Here is a 26,975-nt window from a genome sequence, read left to right on the forward strand (position 1 = left end):
TATGAACCCAGCTCTTTGATAGAGTTGGTTTTTTTTATATTTATCCCCTCATATTCCAAATCATTTAAAATAACCTTAAAATTCCCTGTAAGCGGTATCTCGTCCTATGAAATTATGATACCTTCAAGGAGATTCATTATTTTGCAGGAGGGATAACATGAAACGCAGAAAATTCAGCTCGGTTGTGGCGGCAGTGCTTATTTTTGCACTGATTTTCAGCCTTTTTTCTCCGGGAACCAAAGCTGCAGCGGCCGGCGCGATCGATCAGGCGGCTGCTCTGGAAAACGGCAAAGAGCAGACAGGCGCCATGAAGGAGCCGGAACAGGTGAAATGGTACAAAGTGACCCCGGGAGCAACGGATATTCAGAAAAACTCACATATGGCACTGACCGTAAAGAGTGATTCAGTACTGAATGTATCTGTATATCCAAGTAAGGAAAAAGCGCTTAAAGATGAGACGTTTGAGATGTACCGTTCTTTCACAGCGGAGGATGGAAAAAGCGAAGTCATCTTTCCATACGCGTGGAGCGGCCCTTACTATGTAAAAGTTGAATACCTCGGAGAAGAAGAGCCAGAGGACGACGGAACGGCAGAAGCAGCTGCAGAAGCCAAGTATACGATTGGGTATAAAGGCACCAAAAAACAGCCGTCAGATTTAGAAGAGGAAGAAGCTTGTCCGGTTGAAATGAGTGTCGATCAGAAGAAATCAGGAAAAGGCATACTGGATAAGCTGAGAGCGATTCGTGATGAGCAGCTGAGCCAAACAGCAGAAGGCAAAGAACTGACAAGCCTTTATTACAAAGCAGCACCGTTTATCGTTGCAAAACTCGCACTCAATAAAACAGCAAGAAATGAAATCTATCAGGATCTTGTGACATTAAAGCCGTTATTTGACGATGTGTCAGAAAACGGAGCATCATCTTCGTATAAGGTAACTGAAAAAGATCAAAAAGCGATCAACCGGCTATATGATAAAGCTTTGCAATCAGTCCCGTCTTTCCTTAAAGAGGAGATAAAGAAACAAGCGGACCGACTAAATATGAAGCAGCTGCAAGGCAAAACAGCCGGAGCCATTTTAACAGAAAACAATATTGCAGCAAAAAGTGAAGTTCAGACAACAAAGGTTATTTTCAAGGTGAAGGACAATAAAAGCCTCTCATCCGTACATAATGAAATGAAGGGCTTTTCTGCAAGCGCGCAATCGAAAAAAGACATATCCAATGTGAAAAAGGCAAAGAAACTGTTTGACAATCTGTATTCATTTGAACTTCCGAAAGACGAGAAACAGAACGGCGCATATACGGCAAGCGCCAAAAGGGTCAAAAGCGCTGCTGCGACACTATCCAAGATGTCCAATGTAGAGTTTGCGGAACCCGTGCAGGAATACAAAAGCCTGGCAAACGATATTCAGTACCCTTATCAATGGCCGCTTAAAAACAACGGTGAAAACGGCGGTGTCAAAAATGCGGATGTGAAATATGAGCCTGCCAACACATTGCTGTCCAAACGCAAGCTTAACGATACACTCATTGCAGTAGTAGACACAGGCGTAGACAGCACGCTTGCTGATTTAAAAGGAAAAGTAAGAACAGATCTCGGACACAATTTTGTCGGACGGAATAACAATGCAATGGATGATCAGGGGCATGGGACGCATGTCGCAGGCATTATTGCGGCCCAAAGCGATAACGGCTATTCAATGACTGGATTGAATGCCAAAGCAAAAATCATCCCTGTAAAAGTGCTTGATTCCGCAGGTTCCGGAGATACTGAACAAATTGCTCTCGGCATCAAATATGCTGCTGACAAAGGAGCAAAGGTGATTAATTTAAGTTTAGGCGGAGGCTACAGCCGCGTGCTTGAATTTGCTTTGAAGTACGCAGCTGACAAAAATGTCTTGATTGCCGCAGCCAGCGGGAATGATGGAGAAAATGCCTTATCTTATCCTGCATCTTCTAAATATGTGATGTCAGTCGGCGCAACGAACCGCATGGATATGACCGCTGATTTCTCTAACTATGGAAAAGGTCTGGACATCTCTGCTCCAGGGTCTGATATCCCGAGCTTAGTGCCGAACGGAAATGTCACGTACATGAGCGGAACGTCTATGGCGACGCCGTATGCTGCCGCTGCTGCAGGATTGCTGTTTGCTCAAAATCCTAAGCTGAAAAGAACAGAAGTTGAGGATATGTTGAAAAAGACGGCAGATGATATTTCCTTTGAAAGTGTCGATGGCGGAGAAGAAGAGTTGTATGACGATTATGGCGATCCGATTGAAATTCCGAAGACACCTGGTGTAGACTGGCATTCAGGCTACGGGCGGCTGAACGTCATGAAGGCTGTCAGCGCAGCTGATTTACAGCTTAAGGTCAACAAGCTGGAAAGCACTCAAACAGCTGTCAGAGGAAACGCGAAGGAAGGCACACTTATCGAGGTGATGAACGGCAAAAAGAAACTCGGCAGCGCCAAAGCCGGAAAAGACAATGCGTTCAAGGTTAATATCGCGACTCAAAAACAGGATCAAGTACTGTATGTGAAAGCAACAAAAGGCGATGCGAAAACATCGTATAAAGTTGTCGTCGTCAAAGGAAAACCTTCCGGCACACCGAAAGTAAACGCGGTGAAAACGAAGGATACGGCAGTAAAAGGGAAGGCAAACAGTAAAGCGATGATCAGAGTGAAAAACAAATCAAAGAAAGTCATTGCTTCTGCCAAAGCTGACGCAAAAGGAACGTTTTCGGTGAAAATCAAAAAACAAAAAGCCGGAACGGTGCTGTACGTCACGGCTGCGGATACAGATAAAAAAGAAAGCAAGGAAGCAAAAGTTGTTGTTGAAAAGTAACCAAAAAGCGGTGCTCGATGCACCGCTTTTTTATTTGCGCCCCCGTTGGACTGCTGAATACATAATGGATCGCTTTCCGTTTGAAGCCGTCCATTCAAAACGGTCTCCTGTCCCTTCGTTGCTGTAGTGATGCTGCATCGCGCATTGTGCGGTGTCATTTGAAAAGTGATAAAAGGACACACCCTGCCCCGCCGAAGTATTCGAAAAGACTCCTTTATTATAAGAAAAGACGCAATCGAATACCGATAAGCCGAAGCTGTGCAAGTGCTGCAGAAATGCGAGAAAGGTTTCGTCGTCAAGCGAATCCAAAAGCGCCATGAGCGGCCGCTTGACTGATTTCTCATAGCGGATGCGTTCTCCCCCGGAAAGGGAGATGTTTTCTTCACCGCATGCCAGAACCAATTGATCCTGGAAGCCGGCTTGCTCCCACTTTCCTTTATGATGGACCCAGATTGGGCTGTGTTGGAGAGTGTCCGCCAAAAGTATATCACCTTCTCCGTTTTCGATTAAACAGATGCCGTCTTCGATGAGGATGGTGCCGTATTCCCATTTTCGTTCCTCTGTATATATCAATTGTTTCCGTTTCATGCATGCTGTCTCCTTTTTCTTCATTCCTCTCTTTTCTTTCCAATTCAAGCCTGTCCCATACAACTCTTTTATGGACAAATCAACTATCTGCCTATAGATGCATAAACTTACTAAGGTGCTGAAAGAAACGAAATTGTTACGACAGAAACGGGATTGGAGCTGATATCACATGTGTGGAATTACGGGTTGGGTCGATTTTAAAAAGCAGCTCGTCCAGGAAAAACAAACGATGGACAGAATGACAGACACTCTTTCCAAACGAGGGCCTGATGATTCAAACGTTTGGGGGGAGCACCATGTTTTATTCGGACATAAAAGACTTGCGGTTGTTGATATTGAAGGCGGACGCCAGCCGATGGCGTGTACCTATAAAGGGGATACGTACACCATTATTTACAATGGCGAGCTTTATAACACGGAAGATTTGCGCAAAGAATTGCGGGCGCGGGGCCATCAATTCGAGCGTACGTCAGATACCGAGGTGCTTCTGCACAGCTACATCGAATGGCAGGAAGACTGTGTCGACCATCTCAATGGCATATTCGCTTTCGCTGTGTGGGATGAAAAGCGTAATTTGCTGTTTGCCGCGAGAGACCGTCTCGGCGTAAAGCCGTTTTTTTACACGAAGGAAGGCTCTTCATTTCTCTTCGGGTCGGAAATCAAAGCAATCCTCGCGCACCCTGATATAAAAGCGCGAGTGGACAGAACGGGACTTTCTGAAATTTTCGGTCTTGGACCGTCCAGAACCCCGGGCACTGGCATATTTAAAGGCATAAAAGAAATCCGCCCGGCTCACGCGCTGACATTTTCCAAAGACGGACTTAATATTTGGCGTTATTGGAATGTTGAAAGCGAAAAACATACGGACAGTTTTGATGACACGGTTGCCAATGTCAGATCGTTATTTCAGGACGCGGTGACGCGGCAGCTTGTGTCGGATGTGCCTGTTTGTACGTTCCTATCAGGCGGTCTGGACTCAAGCGCAATTACAGCGATTGCGGCGGGCCATTTTGAAAAGGAAGGAAAAGCACCGCTTCATACTTATTCGATTGATTACGAAGAGAACGATAAATATTTTCAAGCAAGCGCATTTCAGCCGAATGATGACGGACCATGGATTGAAAAAATGACAGAGACTTTCGGCACGACGCACCACAAATGCGTCATCAGCCAAAAAGATCTCGTTGATCATTTGGAGGAAGCTGTACTGGTCAAAGACTTGCCGGGAATGGCGGATGTCGACTCATCCCTGCTGTGGTTTTGCCGGGAAATCAAAAAGGACTTTGTCGTCAGCCTATCGGGAGAGTGCGCGGATGAGATTTTCGGCGGGTACCCGTGGTTCCATACGGCAGATGTTGAGTCTGGCTTTCCATGGATGAGATCAACGGAGGAGCGGATCAAGCTGCTTTCTGACTCATGGCAGAAAAAATTGAATCTGAAAGAATACGTAAATGCCAAATATGAAGAAACCTTGGCAGAAACGCCATTATTAGATGGTGAAACGGGTGTGGATAAAGCAAGAAGACAGCTGTTCTATTTAAATATGCTTTGGTTTATGACGAACCTTTTGGATCGGAAGGATCGCATGAGCATGGGGGCGAGCCTGGAAGTGCGGGTGCCGTTCGCCGATCACCGGCTTGTGGAATATGTTTGGAATATTCCGTGGGAAATGAAAATGCATGATAATCGGGAAAAAGGCATTTTACGCAAAGCGCTTGAAGGTATTTTGCCTGATGACATTCTGTATCGCAAAAAAAGCCCGTATCCGAAAACACATCATCCGGAATATACAAAAGGCGTCAGCGAATGGCTGAAAACGATCAGAAGCCAAAAGGACTCCGTGCTCCATACCTTGCTGGACAGAAAACAATTAGATCAGCTTTTAGAAACGGAAGGCTCCTCCTTCAAGGTGCCGTGGTTCGGGCAGCTCATGAAGGGGCCTCAGCTGATCGCCCATCTTGCTCAAATTCATACATGGTTTGAAGCGTATCGCATTGATATTGACGAGAGGTAGGTTCAATGCAAATGTGATTAAAATCCAGAGATGTATAGATTTAAATAAGAAGGATAGATGAGCAGGGAAATATATGCTCTATCTATCCTTTTTTGTACAACGCACTATCGAATTGCCCCCGCATTCCTTCAATAAGAATGAATAGGTTTTAATGTTCTGCCGATAAAACTAGCTGATACCGGGCTTAACTTTAATTCCCTAGCCCATACAGAAAGTTGACCAATATGGTGAATTTCGTGAGCGATGATATGGTGTAATATTTCATCTCGCGTATATAAAACACCTGTCTCCCAAGGAACGCTTACAAGTTCATCTTTTATTTGATCTGAATGTGTTTGTAAAACATCAATTATTTCAGTTCGGAATGTATTTGAGAGAGATTTCACTTTATTGAGTGTTTGATAATCAGCGAACTGAACAGCGATATCTTCTTTTCCTTGGATAGCACGAATCCAACTATATTCCACATCAATAATATGAAAAAGGGTATATAAAATATTCTCTACTCCGCCAAGACGGTTTTTAAGTAATTCTTCAGTGGTTAGTTGATGACACCAAGTAAACCATTGATCTCTAACTTGCCAGTTATATTCAAAAAATTTTATCACTGAACTCACTCCAATACTATCATGTATCATAACAATTAGCCCTTTTTTCCGTGATTCCTCTATTATTGAAGTGATGATTGAGAAATGTTTACATTCTACCTGTTGTATGGCATTAAAAATAATAATGTATATCTCGTCGATGATGCTGTACGTCTTGTTACTTTTACAAAGTAAGAATCGGCATTTTCTTCATATACAATTAGGAAAAAACATACTAGACTTGAAGAAGCAGTGATACATAGGAGTGAGAAAAATGAAAGAGATAAAAGAAGCTTACCAGCAATGCGGACAGATTGTTGGCGAATACGCGCCAGCCTGTTTCAAAGCATTATCATATCTCCCGCTAAAGCAAAGACAAGCCTCTTGGGCAGTATTGTCGTTTTGCCACACGGTGGCCAGTGCAGACGAAAAGGTATTGCCCGCATTTGAAGCTAAAGCTGATCATGTTTACCAAAGGACAAATAACGGTAATCAACATCTATGGAAGGCTTTTGATCATGCGTATCGGACCTTTACATTGGAAAGCGAACCTTTTCGGGAGTTTATTGCCGCACAAAAAGAAGACGCCAAGCCGTATGATGACCTTGATGAACTGCTCATGTACGCATATCGGACGGGCGGTTCTGCCGGATTGATGCTGCTGCCGATACTGACACGCCGAAAACAAGATCTGCTCAAACAAGCAGCCGTCTCTCTAGGCTTGGCCATACAGCTGGTTCGCTTCTTAAGTGATCTTGGCACAGATCAGCAAAAAAACCGCATTCCCCGTCAGGTAATGCAGCAATTCGGCTATACAGAGGCTGATCTCCAAAAAGGCACCGTAAATAAAGCGTTCACAATGACGTGGGAGTATATCGCTTTTGAAGCAGAAGCCTACCTTGAAGAGTGTCAGGATGCCTTGCCGCTATTTCCGCAGTATTCTCAAAAAACGGTGAAAGCCGCTCTTCATTTGCACCGGGCTGTTTTAGAAAAAATCCGGGCAAAGCAGCACGATGTATTTCAACATCACTTCGCTCTTACAGAGACCGAAGTGAAGCAGATTCTGTCTGATATCTAAAAAACACCCGGCCTTGATTGAGCCGGGTGTTACGCCATACCTTTTTGTATCCAGATACGTGAGCGCCATCTTCTGTACATTAAGATTCCCCGGACCCATTCATCCGCGATAAAAGAAATCCAAATGCCGGCAAGACCGAAACCGAGGTGGATGCCGAAAAGATAAGCAAGCGGGAGGCCGATGCCCCACATTGAAATCATTGCCATGTAAACCGGGAATTTCGCATCCCCCGCAGCCCGCAGAGAGTTAATGATAATGACATTAAACGAGCGGCCTGGTTCAAGAATAATGGTCATGGCAATCAATAGGCTTGCAGTTGCTATAATGTCAGGGCTTTGTGTGAAGAGTCCGATCAGGTCTTTTGAAAAGATTGTCATCAAAACAGAGGTAGCCGCAGCAATTCCGAGTGCCCAATATAAGCTCTTCATGCAGCGCTCATAAGCGGCATCAAATTGTTTGCCGCCGATATAACGGCCGATTAAGATTTGTGTACCCTGGCTGATCGCAGTGCCGAACAGCAAAATAAACATCGTAATATTTTGCGTATACACTTTTGTTGTCAACGCCTGCGCGCCCATGATGGCGATAAAATACGTGACAATCATTTGCGAAAGGTTGTATGAAAGCTGCTCTCCCGCAGAAGGAATGCCGATTTTCAGCAGCTTGCGCAAATGCTCTTTATGCATATGAAAGACTTTTTTCAGCGACATCTTCAGCTGGATGCGTTTGTTGACAATCACAATCATCGCGATTAATCCGATGACGCGGGCGATAGATGTGGACATGGCCACACCGGCAACGCCGAGAACAGGAAAGCCGAACAAACCGAAAATCACAACAAAGTTTCCGGCAATGTTTAAAATGTTCATGCCGATAGTGACAAACATTGTATCTTTTGTGTAGCCGTAGCTTTTTAAGATCGCGCTGAATGTCATGATTAAAGCCTGAATAAAGGACAGACCTCCGACAACTTGTAAAAAGACTTTCGCATCAGGCATCAGTGCGTTTGATAATCCCATCATATGAAGCAGAGGGACAGCCGCGAAAAAGACGACGGCGCTGATGGCCAGGCTGATGAAGAAGTTGGCGCCGATTGACACATAAGCGACTTCCATGGCTTCTTTCTTTTGCCGTGAGCCTAGAAATTGTGAAATGATAACGGTCGTTCCTGTTGCGATAAAGCTGAACATCACGATAATTAAATTTAAAATCTGGTTGCTGACGCCGACTGCTGCCACGCTGTTATCCGAGTATTGGCTGAGCATCAGTGTATCGGCATTACCCATAAACATATATAATGAGACCTCAATAAAGATCGGCCAAGTAAGCGAAAATAATGAGAACGTTTTGTCAGCGGGTTTTTTCAAAGCAGTTGATTTGAAGACAGCTTGTTTCATAGTGTCTAACCCCTTTCGTAAATAAAATCAACGTTTTAAAGTGTACCTCCATTTCCTTATAATAAAAAGGGATAGAAACGATACTTCTTGTAAAAATCCGACTTAAAAAGGAGGATGATTCAAATGCCTCGCATCCTGTTTACAGTCCCGCCTTTTCCGGTATTTATCGCAGCTGGGGAAGGAGTTTTTAAAAAAGGAGAAACCCATGTGAAACGTGTATTCTCCGTGTTTGATCTGATATATGTCAAACAGGGAACTTTATATATAACGGAAAATGAAACATCGTTTTCTGTTGAAGGCGGCGAGTACATCTTGCTTTCTCCCGGTCTTGAACACTACGGGACGAAGGGCAGTGATGAAGCAACCTCCTACTATTGGCTTCACTTCGATGAACATCGATATGAATTTACGGCAAAGGGAGGCAGCAACTGGTCTGAGCTTCAGCAGGAAAAAGGGAGCTTCGAAGAGCCGGCCCGCTACGGATTGGCCTTGCCGAGAAAAGGCAAGGTGCAGCGCCCGCAGTTTATGGCGCAGCAGTTTGAAAAGCTGATCGATTACTCTGCGGAAAACTCTGATTTGCCGCTCAGAAAGCAAATCTTATTTGAGGAGCTGATGTTGCATCTTCAAAAAGAAGCGTTCCAAATACCGTCTGCGAAAGAGCGGGTAGCCTGGGAGGCGGCCCGGTATTTACAGGAGCACTATAAGGAAAAGACGACAATCAAGGATCTGTCGCTCGCCCTTCACTATCATCAGGATTATGTGAGCCGCTGCATGCAGCAGGTGCTCGGCGTAACTCCGGCACAATACACGAACCGGGTGAGAATGACGGAAGCGAAGCGTCTTTTATCCTCTACAAATGATAAAATGGGCGTTATTGCGGAAACGGTCGGAATGGAAGATCCGACATACTTTTCAAAACTCTTTAAGCAGATAGAAGGCATTTCACCAATTGAATACCGGAAAATTGTCAGCCGGAAAGTTCAATAACCAGACGAGGGATGAACATGAAAACAACAATTTACGATGTGGCAAAGGCGGCGGGTGTCTCGATCACAACTGTGTCCCGTGTGATAAACAATACGGGGAGAATCAGCGATAAAACACGGCAGAAGGTCATGAATGTCATGAATGAAATGGCATACACGCCCAATGTCCACGCCGCGGCGTTAACGGGAAAACGAACGAATATGATTGCTCTCGTGGCGCCTGATATTTCAAATCCGTTTTACGGCGAACTGGCCAAAAGCATTGAGGAAAGAGCGGATGAGCTCGGTTTTCAAATGTTGATTTGCAGCACCGATTACGATCCAAAAAAAGAAACAAAATATTTTTCTGTGCTGAAACAGAAAAAGGTGGATGGCATTATTTTTGCAACAGGGATTGAAAGCCATGACAGTATGTCTGCTTTGGAGGAAATCGCCAGTGAACAAATTCCGATTGCCATGATTTCTCAGGATAAGCCGCTTCTTCCGATGGATATTGTTGTGATAGATGACGTTCGTGGCGGATATGAGGCTGCCAAGCATCTTCTGTCACTCGGCCACACGAACATCGCCTGCATTATCGGAGACGGGTCAACGACAGGCGAAAAAAATAGAATCAAAGGCTTCCGTCAGGCGATGGAGGAAGCGGGCGTGCCCATTGATGAATCACTTATCATCCAGACGCGGTTTTCCTTGGAAAGCGGCAAGGAAGAAGCGGGAAAATTACTCGACAGGAACGCTCCGACTGCTATTTTTGCCTTCAACGACGTATTGGCTTGTGCCGCCATACAAGCTGCGAGAATAAGAGGCATAAAAGTGCCGGATGATCTTTCTATCATTGGTTTTGATAATACGATACTCGCAGAAATGGCGGCTCCGCCCCTGACAACCGTAGCCCAGCCGATAAAAGAGATGGGGCGGAGCGTCATCGAACTGCTGGCAGAAGCAATAGAGGGAAAACGAAAGGCGAAACAAAAAATAGTGCTCCCGCCTGAGCTTGTAGTCAGACATTCTACATCACCGCTCAACACATGAGCCCGCTAATGAGCGGGTTTTTTCATTATGACAGTTGAAGCAAAAAAAAACATATTGCGTGTAAACCAATGGCAGTGTAAAATGAAACCATCTTTTGAGAAAGCGCTTGCGCAAAATGGCAGAGCGGATAGAACCGCTGTTTTTTTAGCTGTTAAGAGAAAGCGCTTTCTCAAAGCGAGCCTGAAATGAGATAAAGGAGAGGATGGGACGTGGAACATCAAGTAAGATGTGCAGTATTGGGATTAGGAAGGCTCGGTTATTATCATGCGAAAAATCTCGTCACCAGTGTGCCGGGGGCAAAGCTGGTTAGTGTCGGTGATCCGTTAAAAGGGAGAGCGGAGCAGGTTGCCAGAGAACTCGGTATCAAAAAATGGTCAGAGGACCCGTATGAAGTGTTAGAAGATCCCGGCATTGACGCTGTCATTATCGTAACGCCGACAAGCACACATGGTGATATGATTATCAAAGCAGCCGAGAACGGCAAACAGATCTTCGTTGAAAAACCGCTGACATTAAGCCTTGAGGAATCAAGAGCAGTTTCTGAAAAAGTGAAAGAGACAGGTGTCATCTGCCAAGTCGGCTTTATGAGACGGTTCGATCCAGCATACGCAGATGCCAAACGGCGGATCGACGCTGGAGAAATCGGCAAACCTATCTATTATAAAGGCTTTACGCGCGACCAAGGCGCGCCTCCCGCAGAATTTATCAAACACAGCGGTGGAATTTTTATTGACTGTTCCATCCATGACTATGATATTGCCCGTTATTTGCTAGGGGCGGAAATCACTTCTGTTTCAGGCCACGGCAGGATTCTGAACAATCCGTTTATGGAGCAGTATGGCGATGTGGATCAGGCGCTGACGTATATTGAATTTGACTCCGGCGCAGCGGGGGACGTCGAGGCAAGCAGAACCTCTCCATACGGACATGACATCCGGGCGGAGGTGATCGGGACAGAGGGCAGTATTTTCATAGGGACATTGAGAAATCAACATGTGACCATCCTATCGGCTAAAGGGAGCAGTTTTGATATCATTCCAGACTTTCAAACTCGTTTTCATGAAGCCTACTGCTTGGAGCTTCAGCATTTTGCCGAGTGTGTCCGTGATCGAAAAACACCGATTGTGACAGATATTGATGCGACGATCAATTTAGAAGTGGGTATCGCCGCAACCAATTCCTTTCGAAGCGGCAGGCCGGTACAGCTAGATGTGAAGCGCGCTTATACAGGTATGTAAAAGCTAACATGTTGCATTTGAGGCTTTCCGCCAAAAAAAAGCAAGGACATTTTAGCCCTTGCTTTCTCTTTTCTCATATAAATAGTACATATAATCAGTAGGTACTCCTGAATGGCCCAGCTGTCTCAGCATGGCGGTTACGTTCCCTCTGTGGTAAGTGCCGTGATTGACGACATGCAGGATGGTGTCTGCATAGGTTGATTCCAGTGTACCTAGTTTCGGATGCTGCATTGTGAAGGTCTGTTCTAAGTCCGTCTGGCGGCTGAAGAAATCATGATACTGTGACTCCAGCTCGGCAGCGTGCTGTTTAATCGCTGCCATATTACCTTGCGCGGACTCTAATTTGCCTGCGCTGTCTATAATCTCTTGGTAGGCCACTCCCGAAAGAACATTCAGCCAAATGTAGTCAGCCCTGCACATATGAAGCAGCACGTCGCTGACAGAAGGAAATACGCTCTTTACTTCTTGGCAGGCAGTTTCCTCCGGCAGGTTTTCGATATGGGTAAATATTTTCTTGTTTGCCCAAGAATGATAGTCATAAAACTGTTTTGCATCAGTCATCAGCATGCCTCCTTTTCTAAGAAATTCGTTTTTTTCATCTGTTTTTCCTTCAATTGCAAAAGAGTGACACCCCAAAATATCCTGCCGCTGCCCACATTACCGCTGCAGAGCATTTGTTTACGATCAGCATAAGCCTGCCGCTCGTATCTATCGTCTGAAACAACCGGCCCGCTATTGCAAGGCTGATAAACCAAATCCAAGACACAGCGATGCAGGCGGCCATAAAGAGCCATTTCTCAAGCCCCGAATATTGAAGAGAGCTCGTGCCGATGACGCCGATCGTGTCCAGAATGGCATGCGGGTTTAAAAGAGAAACAGCGGCCGCAAACGCAGCTTGCTTTTTTGGTGTGAACGTATGTTTCTCATTTTGGTTTGTGTTCGGACGGCTGTTCCAAGTCACCCAGCCCATATAAAGCAAAAATAAAAATCCGCCGGCCATCATGACTGTCTCAAACACAGGCAGCTCCTGCACAATGACAGACACGCCCGCAACGGCTAATACGATTAACAGGGTATCGCAGACTGAAGCACTGATGACAGCTGGGAGAGCCCGCCAAATATGCTTTTGCCACGCGCCTTGCTGAAAAATAAACACATTCTGCACTCCCAGCGGCAAAATTAAGCCAAACGCGAGCACAATTCCGTGAATGATTGCATTCATGCTGAAAAAGCTCCCTTCACATTTTTTTTCAATCATAAGAGAGATTGTCACTAAAGTCTCCAGCCATTTGGTTGGGTTAGGAACCAGCCAAATGTATAATGTGTAAAAAAGGGGGGCATGACCTTGTCGCAATGGCAGCCAAGCCGAAAGTCGGATGTTCCGCTGCATCGGCAGATCGAACAATATATGAAAGACAAGATTCTTCACGGAGAGTGGGCTGTAGGGACGAAAATCCCCTCACAGAGAACGCTGGCCGGCATGTTTCAAGTCAACCGCAGCACAGTCACAGCAGCCATAGATGAACTCACGTCTCAAGGCTTGTTAGAGGGAAGAAGAGGCGGCGGTACGAAGGTTGTAAACAGTACTTGGAGCGTGCTGGCGGCTGAGCCTCCGCTTGATTGGAGCGATTACGTCCGTTCGGGCATTCATCGCGCCAATTCTTCCATCATTCAAGCTATTAATCAGAACGAACCAAGAGCGGATATCATCAGATTAGGGACTGGAGAACTTTCACCGGATCTTGTGCCTGCTGACACAATTGGACGGATGTTTCAGCAAATCAATCCGGGCGTCCTGTCTTTAGGATATGAGCAGCCGAAAGGAAACCGTAAACTGCGGGAGGCAGTGGCCGACCATTTAAAAGGAAAGAAGATCCATGTGTCACCGTCTGCAATTTTAATTGTGTCCGGTGCACTTCAGGCACTTCAGCTCATCTCAATTGGACTTTTAAAACGAGATTCTGTCATTTTGACGGAGAAGCCGTCCTACCTTCAATCCTTGCATGTATTTCAATCAGCTGGGATGCGGCTTCGCGGCTTGCCGATGGATGATGAAGGGGTCAAAGCGGGGCTTGTTTCTTCTAATCGAAAACAATATGGAGGACAGCTGCTTTACACGATTCCGTCGTTTCATAATCCGACAGGCACAGTCATGTCAGAGCAGCGAAGGAAAGAGATCATCAGCCTGTCAAAAAAAGAGCAGATGCCCATCATTGAGGATGATGCGTACGGTGATTTATGGTTTGAAGAAAAACCTCCGCAGCCGTTGAAAGCAATGGATCATGAGGGCAATATTCTGTATCTGGGCACGTTTTCAAAAACGGTTAGCCCCGGTCTGCGAATCGGCTGGCTTGCCGGTCCGGAGCCGGTTATTGAAAGGTTGGCGGACATTAAAATGCAGACAGACTACGGATCAAGCGGCCTGTCCCAGTGGGCGGCTGCCGAGTGGCTGTCACAGGGGTATTATGAAGAGCATCTGACTTGGGTACGCAGGAAGCTTAAAGAAAGGAGAGACGCCGCCGTTCATTTTCTCGAGCGGTATGCCGGGGACATTGCCACGTGGCGGATTCCCGCAGGCGGCTTTTATATTTGGGTGACATTTCACAAAAACCTGCCTGTCAGCCGTTTCTTTTATGGATTGCTGAAACGGCAGGTGCTTGTGAATCCCGGCTACATTTATGACGGTGAAGACCGAAACAGCATCAGGCTGTCATATTCCTATGCATCTCTTGGAGATTTGGAAACTGGCATTAAAGCGGCAGCTGAAACAGCACGCCGCCTGATGATGTTCTAAGCTTTGGTTATACGATGACAGCTCCCAGTGCCCTGGCGAAGGCAATCGCGTGCTCAGGTGCGATTTTGCAGCCTTTCAATTTGTCGAGGGAGACATGAAGCTGTTCAAAACGGCACGTGCTGATGTCCATGTTTTGAAGGGACGTGCCGGTAAAGCTGGCGCCTTCCAATTCGCATCCGTCAAAGTGTGTCTGCTGGAGCACCGTATCGCTGCATTCACTTTGCATAAGAGCACAGTGATCAAATCGAACTTGTTTCATATTTGAATACGAAAATGAGCTGAAATGTCCGTGGCATTCCTCGAATGAAACATTCCGCAGCGTTGCTTCCGCCACATTCATTCCAACCATTTTTGACTGCTTAACTGAAGTTCTGTGAATGACAGCCCCGCTGAAATCGGCGTTTGATAAATCGCACTTTTCAAAGATCACATCGGTCAGTTCAATATGCCGAAAAGACACATCGATAAAGACGACATTTCTGAATACCGTTTTTTCAACACAGAGTCTTTCGATATCTTCGCCGCAGATGGTACAATCTTCAAACAAATGCATGCTGATTACATCATCCTGCGTCACGGCATCATGAAAATCTGCGGTTTGCAGGTTTTCTGGTATGTTTGGTTTTTGAATTGCGATTTTATTCATGTGATGACATCCTTTGCTGCCCGAAAAACAGAGGCTTCCGGGTTCAATTTAATAGATCGTTAAGGAAATTGATACATATAGTAAATCATGAAGAGCCTTTTCTTGGTACAGCAGCCCGCTTGTTTTGTAAGCATAAATGGAAAGCTTCCTATACGTCAAGGCGTTTACAGGCCGGGAAAGCCAAAGGGAACAGGAGGAATGCGGAATGGGGCATTACATCAAAACCGAGGAGCATGTGACACTGTTTGTAGAGGATATCGGACATGGAAGGCCGATCATCTTTTTGCACGGGTGGCCGTTGAATCATAAGATGTTTGAATATCAAATGAATGAGCTTCCGAAAAGGGGATTTCGTTTTATCGGCGTTGATTTGCGGGGATATGGGCAATCTGACCGCCCTTGGGAAGGCTACGATTATGACACGATGGCCGATGATGTGAAAGCAGTCATTTATACGCTGCAGCTTGAGAATGCGATTCTTACCGGTTTTTCAATGGGCGGCGCCATTGCACTCCGTTATATGGCACGGCATGAAGGAGCCGATGTTGATAAGCTGATTTTACTGTCTGCGGCGGCCCCCGCGTTTACAAAACGCCCGGGTTATCCGTTCGGGATGAGGAAGCAGGATATTGACGATATGATTGAATTGTTCAAAGCTGATCGGCCCAAAACACTGGCTGATTTAGGGAAACAGTTTTTTGAGAAAAAAGTGTCTCCAGAGCTTAGGCAGTGGTTTCTCAATCTGATGCTGGAGGCCTCCTCCTACGGGACGATCCACTCGGGAATCGCATTAAGAGATGAAGATCTCAGAAAGGAACTTGCTGCAATCAAGGTGCCGACGCTGATCCTGCACGGGAGAAAGGATAAAATTGCGCCGTTTGATTTTGCGAAAGAGTTGAAGCGCGGCATCAAACAGTCGGAATTGGTTCCGTTTGCAAACAGCGGGCACGGAGCATTTTATGAGGAAAAAGAGAAGATCAACAGTTTGATTGCGCAGTTCTCCAACTCATAAGAAAAAACCCGACATTGATCGGGTTTTTTATATAATTCCTCTGTTTTGCAGTGCGTTAATGATGAGATCAGCTCCATCGGAAATAGAGGTCTGGTCTGACTCAATGATGAAATCGGGTGAAAGCGGCGCTTCATACGGAGAATCGATCCCGGTGAAATGTTTGATCTCTCCGTTTCGCGCTTTTTTATAAAGCCCTTTTGGATCGCGCTGTTCACAAACATGCAGCGGGCACTTCACATAAATTTCGAAGAACTCACCTTTAGGAAAGAGTGCTCTAACCATGTCCCGATCCTCTCTGAATGGAGAAATAAAAGCCGTTAAAATCATTTGCCCGCTGTCGACAAACAGCTTCGCCACTTCTCCGATCCGGCGGATGTTTTCAATCCTGTCACCAGTCTGAAATCCAAGATCTTTGTTTAAGCCGTGGCGGATATTATCACCGTCAAGCACGTAGCTCTGAATGCCCTTGCGGTAAAGCTTTTCATCGACTGCATTGGCCAGCACCGATTTTCCGGAGCCGGACAAACCTGTAAACCAAAGGACGCAGCTTTTGTGTCCGTTTAAGGACTGTCTGTCAGACTTTGAGATGGCAGCGGGATGCCAAATGATGTTCGGATTGTGTGTCATTGCAATTCCCCGCTGTTTTGTTTGATGGCAACAGGCTGTTGGTGAAGTCCCTTGATCAGCACGGCTGCGACCTCAGGCCGGCTGAATTCTTTAGGCGGCTTTTTGCCTTGGCGGAGAAGCTCTCTCACTTTTGTGCCTGATAAGTGGATGTGGTCTCTCGGGCTGTGCGGACATGTTTTGGAGGTGCCCATGTTTCCGCATTTTCGGCAATAAAAGCTGTGCTCAAAAAACAGCGGCTTGATGCCCAGCTCTTCCTCTGTGAATGATTGAAAAATATTTTGGGCGTCGTATGTTCCATAGTAGCTGCCGACACCCGCGTGATCACGGCCTACAATAAAATGGGTGCAGCCGTAATTTTTTCGGACGAGCGCATGGAAAATCGCTTCCCGCGGACCTGCATAACGCATGGCGGCAGGGAAAACCGATAACATGACACGATCCTTTGGATAATAGTGATTAAGCAAAGCCTGATAGCTCTCCATTCTGATATCGCTGGGGATATCGTCTGACTTTGTTTCTCCGACAAGCGGGTGAAGCAGCAGACCGTCGACCGTTTCTAACGCTGTTTTTTGAATGTATTCATGCGCTCTGTGAACAGGGTTCCTGGTTTGAAAGCCGACAATCGTCTTCCAGCCGAGTTTTTTAAAGGCGGCTCTTGTTTCAGCGGGCGTTGCATAAAACTGTTCGAAAGATTTGTCAGGCAGGCGGCTGACCGTGATAGGCCCTCCGATATAGTAATCCGGGCGCGCCAGCAATTTTTTTACGCCTGGGTGGGCAGGATCGTTTGTTTTAAAAACAGAAAGTGCTTCTTGTGTTTTATCAGGATGGTATATATCGGTGACTGTGATCATGCCGTAGGTAACACCGTCTTTCACAAGCTTGACGTGATCTCCGGCAGACAGCTGTTTTGCTGTTTTTTCTCCGACAGGCAGCGTAATCGGCAGGCTCCACGGCAAGCCGTTTGCCAGCCTCATCTCTTTCACAACACGATGATAATCTTTTTCTCCCAAAAAACCTGTTAACGGGCTGTAGCCGCCGATCGCAATAAGCTCCAGGTCGCTCAGTGCAAGCTGATCCAGCTCTGCTTGGCACGCGCACCCTTCAAAATGGCATGCGAGATCACAGCGGTTGATTAATACCCCTCCGTGGGGTTCGTTTCCATTCAACGTGTTCAACCTCCATTTATACGTTTCCTTGTTTTCTTTTCTGCACTTAATGAAAGTTTGACATCAGCGCCTCAACATCATTTCGATTCTCACATCAAGAACCTGCCATCCCCTATTCCTGATGCAGGCCACATTCTGTTTTCTCCCGTCCGGCCCATCTTCCAGCCCTCTCATCGTTCGGGTCCGGGGAAGGCAATGTACACATTTCACAGCCTATGCTCGGATAATGTTGATCGTGCAGTTTGTTATAAGGCAAATTGTGCAGGCGGATGTACGTCCAAACGTCATCCCATGTCCAGTGGATGAGCGGGCAAATTTTGATGAGCTTAAACTTCTGGTCCAGGTTTACGTATTGAATATGCTTTCTCGTTGGCGACTGCTCCCGGCGCAGTCCTGAAATCCAAGCTGTCATGCCGGACAGGTGCTTTTTGAGCGGTTCAATTTTCCGCAATTGGCAACAGAGGTTCGGGTTATGCTTCCATAGCTCTCCGCCGTACTTCGTCCCCTGTTCTGTTAAGCTCAGCTCGGGTTCGAGCATCTGGATTGCAAATCCCGGATATCGCTCTTTGACGGTCTCGATCAGCTCATATGTTTCCTGAAAATGAAGCCCGGTATCCAAAAAGATGATGTGTGCGTTTTTGTTGATTTTTGATATTAAGTCTAGAAGCACCATTCCTTCTGCGCCAAAGCTGCATGCGTACACAATCTTTTCTCCGTACGTTCGGTAAGCCCACTTCAACACATCGAGCTCATCGATCAATTGATCCGTTATCTGATTGGACAGCATGTCGTTCCATGTGTCATATGTGATGGTTTCGTTCAACGTTTTCCCCCCGTTTGCATCTGCTTTTTTTATCTATTGATCGAGTTATAGGCAGACTATTCATTTTTTGCATAAAGGTTCAGGGTTTTTACGTGCCGCGCCCGCCTAAAATGAGGTGCGGAACCATTAAGAGCCCGGCTGAATATGCTTTTTAGCAAAATGGTTTTATGCCCAAGGAGAGGTAGTATGCCGATAGCCATTTATCAGGGGCATCATCATTCGCTTGCCCCGGCGGACATTAACATCGTCATTGATGTCATCAGAGCTTTTACGGTCGCCCATTATGCGTTTATCGGCGGGGCGAAAGAGATTTTGTTGGTCCGGACAGCTGATGAAGCCTTTGCGCTGAAAGACACCTATCCGGATTATGTTTTGACGGGAGAGGAAAAGGGGGTCGGTATCAGCGGATTTGATTTAGATAATTCTCCAAAACGTATGGCTGGGCAGGATATGGCGGATAAGCGCCTAATCCAGAAAACAACAAACGGCGTCACAGCAGCATTGGGAGCGCTGAACGCAAAGCATCTGTTCGTAACTGGATTTTCCAATGCCAAAACAACGGCAGAGCATGTGGAAAAGCTCGCCGCAAACGATTGTGTCATAAACATAGTGGCTTCCCATCCATCCGGTGATGACGATATGGCGTGTGCGGAGTATATCAAAGGCATCATTGAAGGGACAAATGCGGTAACGGCTGAGGAGGCGATTCAAAGAATAAAACGCTCTTCTGTTGCGGAAAAGTTTTTTGACAGCCGCCAGCCATTGTTTGATTCGGAAGACATCGTTTACTGTACAAAAGAACTGACGGGCGATTTTGTGATGAAAGTGAAACAAGATGGAGAAGTTCCAACGATAGAGAGGGTCATAATATGAATGATTTTTCACTAGAATTGCCAGTGAGAACAAATAAGCCGAGAGAAACCGGGCAGTCCATTTTAATTGATAACGGCTATCCCTTGCAATTTTTTAAAGATGTCATAGCCGGAGCGTCCGACTATATTGATTTTGTGAAATTCGGCTGGGGCACATCATTACTTACGAAAGATCTTGAAGAAAAAATCAGCACACTGAAAGAACATGACATTACATTTTTCTTTGGCGGCACACTGTTCGAAAAGTACGTAAGCCAGAAAAAAGTGAATGAATTTCATCGGTATTGCACCTATTTCGGCTGTGAATATATTGAGATTTCAAACGGTACGCTCCCGATGACAAATAAAGAGAAAGCGGCTTTCATTGCCGATTTTTCTGATGAATTTCTTGTGCTCAGTGAGGTGGGCAGCAAGGATGCGGAATTAGCAAGCCGGCAAAGCTCTGAGGAATGGCTTGAATATATCGTTGAGGATATGGAAGCGGGCGCAGAAAAAGTGATTACAGAAGCCAGAGAAAGCGGAACGGGAGGGATCTGTTCCAGCAGCGGCGATGTCAGATTTCAAATTGTTGACGACATCATTTCCTCGGATATTGATATCAACAGGCTGATTTTTGAAGCGCCTAACAAAACGCTTCAGCAAGGGTTTATTCAAAAAATCGGGCCGAATGTGAATCTGGCCAATATTCCATTTCATGATGCCATCGCGTTGGAAACGCTGCGTTTAGGGCTAAGATCCGATACCTTTTTTCTGTAAAATAGCGGCTGCGGGGCTCTCGTCGTGAAGAGAGCCTCTGCCTATTATTTTTTATGGCGGTACATAGGCGTGAGATAGGGAAGTGAGGTCAGACGGATGTTGTAGATGAAGTCGATGACTCTTGTCGATATCACTTGGCATATGAGGGCTTGAATGACGATGCCCCAGTCAATAATAGACGCGGTGACCATAAAAATGATGCAATTCATGATGAGCAGGATCGTTCCGGGATTCCCGCCGCGGTAGATAGAAATCATCAGAGCAAGTGCTCCGAACCCTCCGTTTGAAATTTTATATTTGTATAAAAGTCCGATGCCGAGTCCCAATAACACTGCGCCGCTTGCCAGATCAAGCCACAGATTAGATGTGATATCCGGAAAAACCGCATCAAAGATCAATACCGAGACAGAGGTGACGGTGATAGAGGCGAGGGTGCCGGTGAATGTTCTCATCTCCAGCCATTTTAAAGCGGTAAAAAGCATTGATACATTCACAGCCCACACTGAAAATCCGTGGGGGATTTGAAACAGATAATGCAATAGCACCGCAATACCTGCTGCACCGCCTGTTGGAATATCATGCGGAAATAAAAACAAGGACATGCCGAGTCCCTGTAGTACGCCGCCTACGACAATCATAAACGTAAGTTTTGCTTTCATCAGCAGTTCAGCCATTAAGTCATTTGCTCCTTTATGAAAAGACTTGTCCGCTGTTTTCATTTTATGAGGCTGTCCATTATTTATGTCTCAAAATAAAGAAATGGCCCAGCTTAATATGCTGAGCCATCCCACTTGTAGCGATTGACGATCTCCATATTGATCTCTGTTCCAATGCCTTTTCCTTTCGGGATGTGGACCTTTCCTTTTGAAGGCTGCAGGCTGACGAGATCGGTAAAAGGATTCTCCATGACGTCCCACTCGATCGGTTCAATGTGATCGTTCTTCATTTTAGACCATGGGGGCAGACAGGCTTGTGCAAATAAAGCATAGAGCCGTGAGAGCGATCCGTCATATGCATGGGCGGATGCTCTGACGCCGAAATAACGCGCGAGCTGGAGGCAGTCCCGAAACTCATCAATTCCGTTGACATGCATGACATCGGGCTGAATGATATCCAAACAGCGCTGTGAAAGGAGAGGCACATATTGCGCCGGGCCTTTCATGTTTTCTCCGCCGGCAACAGGAACAGACAAACGGCTTCGAAGCATAGCGTAATCCTGCGGCTGATCAAAGGGCAAAGGCTCCTCAAGCCAGCCAATGTTCGTCCATTCGGAGAAATAACGCTCCCATTTAAAAGCCGCAGCGGCATCGTAGCTTTGGTTTGCGTCCAGAATCATCGTAATGGAGCTGCCTGCTGTATGCTGCAGCGCATTGATGTGCCGGACATCCTCCTTGAATGAAGTCCCGCCAATTTTGACTTTGATTTGCTCATACCCTTTTTTCAACTGGGCTTCAACATTGGAGACTGAGCGGCTGATCCATTGCGGGGAGTCTGAGTACGATTGAAAAGACGCGTACACAGGAATCTCCTCTCTGTATCGCCCGCCCCATAATTCGCAAACCGAACAATCCGCAGCTTTGGCTGCAATCTCTGTCAGCGCCATGCTTACAGCGGAGGCCGCCCGCTGGTGCCATTTTTGAATCGTGCGCACTAATGACAGGCGGCTGCCGGCCTGTTTTCCTAATAGAAATGGGATGATCCGCTTCGTAAAACCGACATGGAGAGCAGGGAGCCAATCAACGCATTCTCCCCAGCCGTCTATCCCGCTTTCGGTGATAATCCTGATGAGATAACAAGTCCGATATCGTTTAAACCCATTGGCATCTCCGTATGGCTTTTCTAATCGGTGAAATAGCGGAAAGGTTTCAATCCGTACAATTTTCAAATTGGGTGCTACCTTTCCTCAGCGGGCTGGAGCCGATTGCCAGCCATTTTAGGGTCTTCTTTTTCTTTTGTTTCTTCATTGTTTTGCTTCACATGGATGAGCATCATCACAAGAATCCCGACAACGAGAGTCAATCCCGCGATGCTTAAAAACATGCCGGGTCTGGACCATTGCATCAGGCGGCCGAAAATCGGAGGACCGATCGCTACCCCTAAGAAACGTACAGAGCCGTACAGCGAGGTGACAAATCCCCGTCTTTCTTTGCCGACAGCCCCGGTAATAAAACTGTTCACACAAGGAAGGACAAGACCTGAGCCTATACTGCTCAGTACAAGAACACTGATAAAAAGGACAAGATTTTCAATGAATGACAGTGCCGCGTAGGATACGGTCATGAACGCCAATCCAAGTACGATCAGCTTTTTCATTAACGATTGCTTTTGCCCGATTTTGCTTCCTGTTGTATAGGACGTCACACACATAACCAAAAGCGGGATCGCTAAAATCAAGCCTTTCTTCACGCCGTCGGTGTCGTATGTTTTTTCAAGAACATCTGAGAGATAAAACAGGATGCCGAATAAAGTAAACAAACAGGTCGCACCGGCTAAATAAGCGGTAAACAGCCATCTGCCTTCATGTTTAAAGACACTTAACAGCCCTTTTGCATATTTTCCGATTGGTGGCGGTTCTTTTTCCTTTTTCTTTTCTTTAATAAAAATCCAAGTCAGTACGATCGAAATGATACAAAACACAGGAAAGGCAAAAAACGCGCCATACCAGACAAGCAGGGCGATCAGCGAGCCAATGATCGGCGATAGCACTTTCCCCATGCCGTTTGAAGCTTCAACAAGGCCGAGCACCTTGCTCTCCTGGGCGCCTTTAAACAGATCTCCCGTCAGTGCCATGGCAATTGGGCCGGTTCCGGCTGCCCCGATTCCCTGTAACGCTCGTCCTGCCATGACCCAAGGGTAGGCATTGTCAAAAAAACCTGCCGCAAACCCGGCTAACAAACCGCCGGCACCATACAAAATTAAGCAGGGAATAATGATGACTTTCCTTGAGAATCGGTCTGCGAGATAACCGACAATCGGAATCGCAAAAGCTGCAATCAAGGAAAATACTGTGATCACGAGACTGACTTGAAATTGTGATAAATGAAGTTCAGATTTCATTTTTGGCAAAATCGGAATAAGCATCGAGTTTCCTAGGGTTAATATTAAAGGGATTGAACCGATTGCTACAACCGTCATTCCGTTATTTTGTTTTGATGATTCCATCTCAGAGCACACTCCTTTTCTTCTGCTTAGAATGTCCCTGATGGCTTCGTTTATTCAGCGATCAGACAGCAAAAAACCGAACAGAAGATACCTGTTCGGGAAAAAAGAGGGTTAACCGAGAGCCTGTGAAATCAAAGCATATAAGTGTCCATTTTGAATAGGCGCTTTTTTCTGATAAAACAAAAGCGGAGGTTCATCATCTTTACGAAATCCCATTTCTATCAGGCTGTCATGCAGAGACGTGTGTTCACTCGGTATATCGATTCGCATCGGCCCTTGTTTGCCGGCCGCCAGCCTGTTAATTATTTGTGCTGCAACATCTGATGATGGAGCGATGATAGGGCCGAATTTCAAATTGGCCGGTGTCTGTACAGAAAGTCCGTAGCCAATTAGCTGTCCGTCCTGATTTCGGGCGATGATACATTCGCATGAAGCAGAAATAAGCTGCTGCAAAAGATTTGATCGATCTCCGCCAAAGGCTTCCAGATCCGTCGCGGTTAAGTCGTGAAAGTCTTGTTCTCTAAAGGATGTCAGTTCAGCATCAAGCTTTTTTGTATAAGGTTGAAAACTGTGACAGCTGTACTTTCGCACTGAACCTGCCGTATGAAAACCTGCTTTTTCATAAAGCGGCAAACCTTCTTTTGTGGCGCAAAGCCTGATGGCGGTGTTTTCACCCGCTTGGGGGATACAGGCGTTTACCATACGCCGGCCGAGACCGAGCCGTTGATATTCTTTGTCCACGATCACGAGGCCGATAGAAGCAAGCCGGCCAAACAAAAACAAGCCGATGCAGGAAATAATATCACCGCTGACATTTTGATAGCCGAAAAAGCGTCCTTGCTGGACAAGCAGTGCCAGCTCTTGTTCGCCGTAATCCGGCCACCCGGCTTGCCTGCAAAGCCGTAATAAGCCGGAAACATGTTCTTCATGAAGCTCAATCAGCTCATCCACTAAATCCATAAGATCACCTGCTTGTTCCTAGTGTTTTGTACATGACAATATGAGTGCCTATGCCGGGAATCTCAAACGGTTCGCCGAGTACTTCCCACCCAAGCTTTGAATAGTAGCCTTTCACATGGCTTCTGGCATTGCACCAGACTGCCTGAACGCCGTTCTTTGCCAGTTTCTCTTCCGCGTGTTTGATCAGCGTGCTCCCGCCTTTTTGATCGCGATATCCTTCAAGCGTTGCCATGCCTCTCAGCCGATATGCTGGGGATTCTGTTATTAAAGGCTGACTTTGCGGGGAAAAAGAAGCGATGCTGATCAGCGTTCCATCATAAAACACGCCGAGATGAAAGGAGCCTTCTGCGTGATCCTCTTTATATTTGCATTGTTCGATGGATTGATGGGGACGCAGAATGCGATGCCGGATTTCATATGTATCTTCCGCGGAAATGGTTTTGACTTCGAGCATAATGTTCCTCCTCATGATTGTTTTTCTATATCGTAACACGAATCTCGTTGAAAAAGACTGCCCGATTCGATCAGGCAGTCTTTTGGAAATTAATGCAAAAAGATATTTTGGCGCTGCTCATCTTTTTGCTGAATATATGATGTGAGCTCAGCGGTTAAGTCAGATCTGAGGAAAGGCGTTATCAAGTAGATGCCGTTAAACAGCTCGCATGCCGTATCCAGCAGGGAGCGTGCAATTGCAAGGCCTTCCGCCTTTTGCTTTTCTTTATCTTCACCGGCATGGGCCATTTTTTCGCGAATCGTATCAGACAGCTTAATGCCGGGAATTTCATTATGGATGAATTCGGCATTCCGGCTGCTTGTCAGCGGCATGATGCCGATATAGATCGGCGTCTTCAGATGTTTTGTTTCGTTATGGATATCGACAAGCTGCTGCTCGGAATAGACAGGCTGAGAAACAAAATAATCTGCGCCGCAATCTATTTTTTTCTCAAGCCGTTTTACCGCTTTATCCAGATGGCGGACGTTAGGATTAAATGCGGCGGCAACTGAGAAATTCGTTTTCTTGCCGAGCGGTTTTCCAGACAGAGACAGACCTTCATTGAATTGTTTGATCAGCCTGATTAAATCAAAAGATGTTAAATCATATACAGACGTCGCCCCAGGAAAATCCCCGATTTTAGAAGGGTCACCTGTAATCGCAAGCACGTCATTCAGCCCTAACGTATCAAGGCCCATTAAATGTGACTGTAAGCCGATAATGTTACGGTCACGGCACGTAATATGGACAAGGGAACGCATATCGAGCTGCTGCTTGACAAGGGCGCCGCAGGCAACATTGCTGATCCGCGGGGTCGCCAAAGAATTGTCGGCGAGTGTCAGGGCATCGATTCCCGCTTCTTTTAATTCAGCAGCAGCGGACAGAAATTTGTCAAAGCTTAGTTTTTTCGGCGGGTCCAGCTCTACGATAATAGAGCGTTTTTTTGCTGCGATCTCATCCAGGCCGGGCTCGGTTCGCTCGTGATGAACAGAAATGAATTCTTTCGCCCGGGTTTTGACTTCTTTTTCCGTAATCGGAGCCAGCCCGCCAACCGCTTCCGCCATCGCCCTGATGTGATTCGGCGTTGTGCCGCAGCAGCCGCCGATAATCCGCGCACCTTGCTTACGGAATTCTGACGCGCTGTTTTGAAAATACGTGTCGTCTGTTTCATAGACGAGCCGTCCCTCTTCAAGCGAAGGAAGACTGCTGTTCGGATAAACGGATAAGAATACGTCATCAAAAATCGGCACTTCGCTTAGCGCTTCAATCATGTGATAAGGGCCGAGGCGGCAGTTAATGCCGACAATATCAGCTCCGAGATCCGCAATCGAGCGCAATGCGTCAGAAAGCGGCGTTCCGTCCTGCAATACGCCTTGCTCGTGCATGGAGACATTGAGCATAATCGGAAGATCAGTCTCTTTGCGCGCGATTTTCAGCACTTCACGGGCTTCTTCCAAATCATAATATGTTTCTAACAGCAAGCCATCCGGCTCTTCATGCAGCAGCAGATACAGCTGCTCGCGGAAGCTGCGCTTAATTTCGTCAAGACTGTATGCGTTTTTATTAAATGTGCGTATGCCGCCCATCGTTCCAAGCACGTATGCATCGCCTGCTGAAGCCCGCGCGATCTTTACGGCCTCCTGATTCATTTTTTTGATGTCATCCTCAAGCCCGTGTCTGGATAATTTAATATAGTTGGCTCCGTACGTATTCGTTTGAATAATGTTGGCTCCCGCTTCAACGTACGCTTTATGTATGCGCTGAATTTCCTCCGGCTTTGAAATATTGAGCTCCTCAAAACACCTGTCAATACCATAGGAGTAGAGGAGCGTCCCCATGGCGCCGTCACCGATTAACACCTGTCTTTGCAAATCTTCTAAAAGTCCCATTGTCTGCCTCCTT

24 protein-coding genes and 1 pseudogene are annotated in these 26,975 nt (G+C 46.4%); 10 read left to right on the forward strand and 15 right to left on the reverse strand.

The features are described from left to right. Positions 1 to 157: 157 nt before the first annotated feature. The gene (wprA, locus tag QF06_RS04320; protein ID WP_041851007.1) at positions 158 to 2,842 is read left to right on the forward strand and encodes a cell wall-associated protease WprA; all 2,685 of its coding nucleotides are present in this window, start codon (positions 158 to 160) and stop codon (positions 2,840 to 2,842) included. A gap of 30 nt (positions 2,843 to 2,872) precedes the next feature. Here the strand turns inward: wprA and QF06_RS04325 are convergent, their stop codons facing one another. Beyond that, positions 2,873 to 3,454 (reverse strand): DUF2777 domain-containing protein, encoded by a 582-nt coding sequence (locus QF06_RS04325; RefSeq protein ID WP_072175688.1) that lies wholly within the window; start codon positions 3,452 to 3,454, stop codon positions 2,873 to 2,875. A gap of 145 nt (positions 3,455 to 3,599) precedes the next feature. Between QF06_RS04325 and asnB the strand changes: the two genes are divergently transcribed. After that, a complete protein-coding gene (gene asnB / locus QF06_RS04330) occupies positions 3,600 to 5,444 on the forward strand; it encodes an asparagine synthase (glutamine-hydrolyzing) (protein ID WP_015715643.1) in 1,845 nt (614 codons plus the stop codon). A gap of 128 nt (positions 5,445 to 5,572) precedes the next feature. Here the strand turns inward: asnB and QF06_RS04335 are convergent, their stop codons facing one another. Further along, positions 5,573 to 6,052: a DinB family protein gene (locus QF06_RS04335; RefSeq protein WP_021479592.1), complete on the reverse strand. Its 480-nt coding sequence runs from the start codon at positions 6,050 to 6,052 to the stop codon at positions 5,573 to 5,575. 231 nt (positions 6,053 to 6,283) lie between these two features. Between QF06_RS04335 and farP the strand changes: the two are divergent. After that, positions 6,284 to 7,109 (forward strand): annotated as a pseudogene (farP, locus tag QF06_RS04340) (farnesyl diphosphate phosphatase). A 29-nt stretch (positions 7,110 to 7,138) separates the two neighbouring features. On the opposite strand, the gene QF06_RS04345 reads toward farP, so the two are convergent. Continuing rightward, positions 7,139 to 8,506, reverse strand: a complete 1,368-nt coding sequence (locus QF06_RS04345) for an MATE family efflux transporter (RefSeq protein WP_014476390.1) — start codon at positions 8,504 to 8,506, stop codon at positions 7,139 to 7,141. A gap of 123 nt (positions 8,507 to 8,629) precedes the next feature. On the opposite strand from QF06_RS04345, the gene QF06_RS04350 reads away from it, so the two are divergent. The 3 genes from QF06_RS04350 to iolX all read left to right on the forward strand — a co-directional run bounded on the left by QF06_RS04350 (position 8,630) and on the right by iolX (position 11,762). Further along, on the forward strand, positions 8,630 to 9,493 hold the full coding sequence (locus tag QF06_RS04350) for an AraC family transcriptional regulator (protein WP_003245539.1): 864 nt from the start codon (positions 8,630 to 8,632) through the stop codon (positions 9,491 to 9,493). Positions 9,494 to 9,510: 17 nt separating this feature from the next. Next, complete coding sequence (gene degA / locus QF06_RS04355) at positions 9,511 to 10,524, forward strand: transcriptional regulator DegA (protein WP_003245813.1); 1,014 nt, start codon at positions 9,511 to 9,513, stop codon at positions 10,522 to 10,524. Positions 10,525 to 10,733: 209 nt separating this feature from the next. Beyond that, positions 10,734 to 11,762: a scyllo-inositol 2-dehydrogenase gene (gene iolX, locus QF06_RS04360; protein WP_041851006.1), complete on the forward strand. Its 1,029-nt coding sequence runs from the start codon at positions 10,734 to 10,736 to the stop codon at positions 11,760 to 11,762. A 51-nt stretch (positions 11,763 to 11,813) separates the two neighbouring features. Here iolX and QF06_RS04365 read toward each other — a convergent pair whose 3' ends face one another. Together QF06_RS04365 and QF06_RS04370 are read right to left on the reverse strand one after the other, a co-directional pair. Next, on the reverse strand, positions 11,814 to 12,323 hold the full coding sequence (locus QF06_RS04365) for a DinB family protein (protein WP_031315009.1): 510 nt from the start codon (positions 12,321 to 12,323) through the stop codon (positions 11,814 to 11,816). A 49-nt stretch (positions 12,324 to 12,372) separates the two neighbouring features. Continuing rightward, positions 12,373 to 13,035, reverse strand: a complete 663-nt coding sequence (locus QF06_RS04370) for a LysE family transporter (RefSeq protein WP_072175667.1) — start codon at positions 13,033 to 13,035, stop codon at positions 12,373 to 12,375. Positions 13,036 to 13,101: 66 nt separating this feature from the next. Between QF06_RS04370 and QF06_RS04375 the strand changes: the two genes are divergently transcribed. Then, positions 13,102 to 14,556 carry an aminotransferase-like domain-containing protein gene (locus QF06_RS04375; RefSeq protein WP_072175666.1) on the forward strand — a complete coding sequence of 485 codons (1,455 nt, stop codon included), beginning with the start codon at positions 13,102 to 13,104 and terminating at the stop codon, positions 14,554 to 14,556. Between the two features lie 7 nt (positions 14,557 to 14,563). On the opposite strand, the gene QF06_RS04380 is transcribed toward QF06_RS04375, so the two are convergent. Further along, complete coding sequence (locus tag QF06_RS04380; RefSeq protein ID WP_003233060.1) at positions 14,564 to 15,202, reverse strand: pentapeptide repeat-containing protein; 639 nt, start codon at positions 15,200 to 15,202, stop codon at positions 14,564 to 14,566. A gap of 205 nt (positions 15,203 to 15,407) precedes the next feature. Here QF06_RS04380 and QF06_RS04385 point away from each other — a divergent pair, with 205 nt between their 5' ends. Then, positions 15,408 to 16,214: an alpha/beta fold hydrolase gene (locus tag QF06_RS04385; protein ID WP_041851004.1), complete on the forward strand. Its 807-nt coding sequence runs from the start codon at positions 15,408 to 15,410 to the stop codon at positions 16,212 to 16,214. A 27-nt stretch (positions 16,215 to 16,241) separates the two neighbouring features. On the opposite strand, the gene cysC is transcribed toward QF06_RS04385, so the two are convergent. The 3 genes from cysC to QF06_RS04400 form a co-directional block, all read right to left on the reverse strand. Further along, on the reverse strand, positions 16,242 to 16,841 hold the full coding sequence (gene cysC, locus QF06_RS04390) for an adenylyl-sulfate kinase (protein ID WP_003245829.1): 600 nt from the start codon (positions 16,839 to 16,841) through the stop codon (positions 16,242 to 16,244). Beyond that, positions 16,838 to 18,007, reverse strand: coding sequence for a sulfate adenylyltransferase (sat, locus tag QF06_RS04395; RefSeq protein WP_041851002.1), 1,170 nt, complete (start codon positions 18,005 to 18,007; stop codon positions 16,838 to 16,840). Before sat ends, cysC begins: the two co-directional genes overlap by 4 nt. 112 nt (positions 18,008 to 18,119) lie before the next feature. Next, positions 18,120 to 18,830, reverse strand: coding sequence for a phosphoadenylyl-sulfate reductase (locus QF06_RS04400; protein ID WP_041851001.1), 711 nt, complete (start codon positions 18,828 to 18,830; stop codon positions 18,120 to 18,122). Between the two features lie 186 nt (positions 18,831 to 19,016). Between QF06_RS04400 and QF06_RS04405 the strand changes: the two genes are divergently transcribed. Further along, positions 19,017 to 19,703: a 2-phosphosulfolactate phosphatase gene (locus QF06_RS04405; RefSeq protein WP_041851000.1), complete on the forward strand. Its 687-nt coding sequence runs from the start codon at positions 19,017 to 19,019 to the stop codon at positions 19,701 to 19,703. Then, on the forward strand, positions 19,700 to 20,458 hold the full coding sequence (locus QF06_RS04410) for a phosphosulfolactate synthase (protein WP_021479581.1): 759 nt from the start codon (positions 19,700 to 19,702) through the stop codon (positions 20,456 to 20,458). The genes QF06_RS04405 and QF06_RS04410 overlap by 4 nt, the downstream gene beginning before the upstream one ends. Positions 20,459 to 20,502: 44 nt before the next feature. Here the strand turns inward: QF06_RS04410 and QF06_RS04415 are convergent, their stop codons facing one another. From QF06_RS04415 to QF06_RS04440, 6 genes are all read right to left on the reverse strand, one after another. Next, positions 20,503 to 21,132 carry a YitT family protein gene (locus QF06_RS04415; protein WP_009966972.1) on the reverse strand — a complete coding sequence of 210 codons (630 nt, stop codon included), beginning with the start codon at positions 21,130 to 21,132 and terminating at the stop codon, positions 20,503 to 20,505. 95 nt (positions 21,133 to 21,227) lie between these two features. Next, positions 21,228 to 22,343, reverse strand: a complete 1,116-nt coding sequence (locus QF06_RS04420; RefSeq protein WP_041850999.1) for a mandelate racemase/muconate lactonizing enzyme family protein — start codon at positions 22,341 to 22,343, stop codon at positions 21,228 to 21,230. Between the two features lie 8 nt (positions 22,344 to 22,351). Next, positions 22,352 to 23,620 carry an MFS transporter gene (locus tag QF06_RS04425; protein WP_014476404.1) on the reverse strand — a complete coding sequence of 423 codons (1,269 nt, stop codon included), beginning with the start codon at positions 23,618 to 23,620 and terminating at the stop codon, positions 22,352 to 22,354. A 111-nt stretch (positions 23,621 to 23,731) separates the two neighbouring features. Further along, a complete protein-coding gene (locus QF06_RS04430) occupies positions 23,732 to 24,580 on the reverse strand; it encodes a GNAT family N-acetyltransferase (protein WP_041850998.1) in 849 nt (282 codons plus the stop codon). A 4-nt stretch (positions 24,581 to 24,584) separates the two neighbouring features. After that, positions 24,585 to 25,034: a GNAT family N-acetyltransferase gene (locus QF06_RS04435; protein WP_043940092.1), complete on the reverse strand. Its 450-nt coding sequence runs from the start codon at positions 25,032 to 25,034 to the stop codon at positions 24,585 to 24,587. Between the two features lie 89 nt (positions 25,035 to 25,123). Continuing rightward, positions 25,124 to 26,962: a bifunctional homocysteine S-methyltransferase/methylenetetrahydrofolate reductase gene (locus QF06_RS04440; protein WP_003245847.1), complete on the reverse strand. Its 1,839-nt coding sequence runs from the start codon at positions 26,960 to 26,962 to the stop codon at positions 25,124 to 25,126. Positions 26,963 to 26,975: the final 13 nt, after the last annotated feature.

Source organism: Bacillus sp. YP1 (assembly GCF_000877815.1).
Taxonomy (GTDB): domain Bacteria; phylum Bacillota; class Bacilli; order Bacillales; family Bacillaceae; genus Bacillus; species Bacillus subtilis.

What these genes read in the sequence shown, in the direction of transcription:
- wprA (WP_041851007.1), top strand. Translation starts at nt 158, where the DNA reads ATGAAACGCAGAAAATTCAGCTCGGTTGTGGCGGCAGTGCTTATTTTT.
- QF06_RS04325 (WP_072175688.1), bottom strand. Translation starts at nt 3,454, where the DNA reads ATGAAGAAAAAGGAGACAGCATGCATGAAACGGAAACAATTGATATAT.
- asnB (WP_015715643.1), top strand. Translation starts at nt 3,600, where the DNA reads ATGTGTGGAATTACGGGTTGGGTCGATTTTAAAAAGCAGCTCGTCCAG.
- QF06_RS04345 (WP_014476390.1), bottom strand. Translation starts at nt 8,506, where the DNA reads ATGAAACAAGCTGTCTTCAAATCAACTGCTTTGAAAAAACCCGCTGAC.
- QF06_RS04350 (WP_003245539.1), top strand. Translation starts at nt 8,630, where the DNA reads ATGCCTCGCATCCTGTTTACAGTCCCGCCTTTTCCGGTATTTATCGCA.
- degA (WP_003245813.1), top strand. Translation starts at nt 9,511, where the DNA reads ATGAAAACAACAATTTACGATGTGGCAAAGGCGGCGGGTGTCTCGATC.
- QF06_RS04365 (WP_031315009.1), bottom strand. Translation starts at nt 12,323, where the DNA reads ATGACTGATGCAAAACAGTTTTATGACTATCATTCTTGGGCAAACAAG.
- QF06_RS04375 (WP_072175666.1), top strand. Translation starts at nt 13,102, where the DNA reads ATGACCTTGTCGCAATGGCAGCCAAGCCGAAAGTCGGATGTTCCGCTG.
- QF06_RS04380 (WP_003233060.1), bottom strand. Translation starts at nt 15,202, where the DNA reads ATGAATAAAATCGCAATTCAAAAACCAAACATACCAGAAAACCTGCAA.
- QF06_RS04385 (WP_041851004.1), top strand. Translation starts at nt 15,408, where the DNA reads ATGGGGCATTACATCAAAACCGAGGAGCATGTGACACTGTTTGTAGAG.
- cysC (WP_003245829.1), bottom strand. Translation starts at nt 16,841, where the DNA reads ATGACACACAATCCGAACATCATTTGGCATCCCGCTGCCATCTCAAAG.
- QF06_RS04405 (WP_041851000.1), top strand. Translation starts at nt 19,017, where the DNA reads ATGCCGATAGCCATTTATCAGGGGCATCATCATTCGCTTGCCCCGGCG.
- QF06_RS04410 (WP_021479581.1), top strand. Translation starts at nt 19,700, where the DNA reads ATGAATGATTTTTCACTAGAATTGCCAGTGAGAACAAATAAGCCGAGA.
- QF06_RS04415 (WP_009966972.1), bottom strand. Translation starts at nt 21,132, where the DNA reads ATGGCTGAACTGCTGATGAAAGCAAAACTTACGTTTATGATTGTCGTA.
- QF06_RS04425 (WP_014476404.1), bottom strand. Translation starts at nt 23,620, where the DNA reads ATGGAATCATCAAAACAAAATAACGGAATGACGGTTGTAGCAATCGGT.
- QF06_RS04430 (WP_041850998.1), bottom strand. Translation starts at nt 24,580, where the DNA reads ATGGATTTAGTGGATGAGCTGATTGAGCTTCATGAAGAACATGTTTCC.
- QF06_RS04435 (WP_043940092.1), bottom strand. Translation starts at nt 25,034, where the DNA reads ATGCTCGAAGTCAAAACCATTTCCGCGGAAGATACATATGAAATCCGG.
- QF06_RS04440 (WP_003245847.1), bottom strand. Translation starts at nt 26,962, where the DNA reads ATGGGACTTTTAGAAGATTTGCAAAGACAGGTGTTAATCGGTGACGGC.